The sequence below is a fragment of the Paenibacillus sp. P4_E11 genome, assembly GCF_056401635.1.
Genome location: NZ_JBFUIX010000499.1, coordinates 1 through 1769 on the forward strand (window position 1 = coordinate 1; position 1769 = coordinate 1769).

3 protein-coding genes are annotated in these 1769 nt (G+C 36.7%); all 3 read right to left on the bottom strand.

All coding sequences use genetic code 11. The features are described from left to right. Nucleotides 1-1107, bottom strand: a 1107-nt coding sequence (locus AC1DWB_RS35475; RefSeq protein WP_477545760.1) for an RNA-directed DNA polymerase, incomplete at its 3' end; no start/stop codon positions are given. 68 nt (nt 1108-1175) lie between these two features. Then, nucleotides 1176-1565 (bottom strand): HIT domain-containing protein, encoded by a 390-nt coding sequence (locus AC1DWB_RS35480; protein ID WP_477545761.1) that lies wholly within the window; start codon nt 1563-1565, stop codon nt 1176-1178. Beyond that, nucleotides 1562-1769: hypothetical protein (locus AC1DWB_RS35485; RefSeq protein ID WP_477545762.1), on the bottom strand; the 208-nt coding region annotated here is incomplete at its 5' end. The genes AC1DWB_RS35480 and AC1DWB_RS35485, both read right to left, overlap by 4 nt.

Below are 1769 nucleotides of genomic sequence, written 5' to 3' on the forward strand. Positions count from 1 at the left end.
TACTAGATCAGCTACATCAGTATTATCGAATCGAGCTAAATTTCCAATTAAAAATTTGGCAAACCCTAAATCTATATCATCCTGGCTAAGTTCTTCTTGTAATAAGTCAAAAATATTTATCTCGTGCAGTTTCCTTATGTCTTCTTCATCAAGCGAAGACATCTCAATTTCTCCATAAAAGTCTCTCCCGACTCCTATCTTGTCTAGTAATACATAAAATTCACTAATGATACGATCTTTTTCTCTTTCTGTAAATAAATAGAGATGCTTTGCCATAAACTTTTCAGTAGTCATAATTTTTGTTTTTTGTTCGTTCAATTTCAGATTCAAAATGTCGTATAACTTTTGAGCCAAAAATGCTAATGTCTTATATGCCTCATTCTCAGATTTGCAAAATAACCTATAGTCGTCGACATACCTAATGAACACTATATGATTTTCAATTAATACCTGATCGATTTCATTTAGAACAAGTTCAGCAATTGGACGGCTAAACTGAGGTCCAATAGGAAGTCCCTTATGAGTTTGGCTAATATGCATCGCTTTGATTATATTAATTATTGTTTCTGCATGAGTATTTTTCCCGCTTGCTCTTACACATTCCCGTAAATGTGTCTCTATGTTATGTAGATAGATACTTGGATAAAAATCTGTAATATCAGTTATTACCACATAAGAATATTCTTCCGAATCTAAAAGTTCCATTGTCCTTTCTTCATAACTTTTCCAATTATAGTCTGGATCAAAAAGTGACCCAGAACTATCAGGACTCAATCTGAAAGAATAGACTGTATCAAATGAAGAAGGGACTCGTTTATTTTCTATCTCTTCGTGGATTTCATAAATTAACGCGTTATATACAATTGAATCTAAAGGATCCAATTGTGTGCATATTCTAAAACCTACGCTGCTTTTAGGTGTGATAGTAGTTCTATATGGCCTGACTCCATTTGAATAAACATCGATACTTAATAACGTTTGCCTAACTTTAGGCCAAAACTCATTAATTGCGTCAAACTCAAATGGATTTGGAAATACATAAGAATCTCCAAAATTGTTTATGTGTTGTAACGACCAATTAAGAGATTTTTCTTTTAGTTTTAGCATCTCGATTTCTCCCTTCAAAAAACATGGTATTTCGCCTAACGTTGTTGTGTTCCCGAACCCTCACTGGCTTAAGCCGCGCTTGCGGCGGGTCGGCTTGCTGACTTAGCTAGTGCAGGGTTGTCTGCCTGACTAACATCCCCGAAACAACTTCGGGCAGACCAAGGACGGCGCAGCCGGCCGTGTTGAGCTTCTGAACCTGAACTATTAATAATTTGAACATTCTTTATTCCTAGCTTATTGTTATATAATGTTACAACCTTCTTTACGACTGAAATGACTTTTAATAAGTCATCTTCAGTTATATCAAATATGTTCTCATAATGTTGCTTAGGAATAATTAAGGTATGATACTCGTTGACAGGATTAATATCCAAGAATGCGTAAGCATGTTCATCTTCATATATCTTCCAAGATTTCGCTTCACCCATGACAATCTTACAAAATATGCAGTCTTTCAATGATAAATCCCCCTCTTAATCTTAAATAGTATTTCGTTGATTTCAGTTAACGTTCTTGTATTCACGACGTCCCACCGACTTAAGGCGACAAAGTCGCCGGGCGCGATGCGCTTAGTCGGTGCGGATGTGTCCGGCTGATTACGCTTCCCTGCTGCTGCCAATTGCATCCTCGAATCCTCATCTAACTTCTGCCGGACCGAGGGC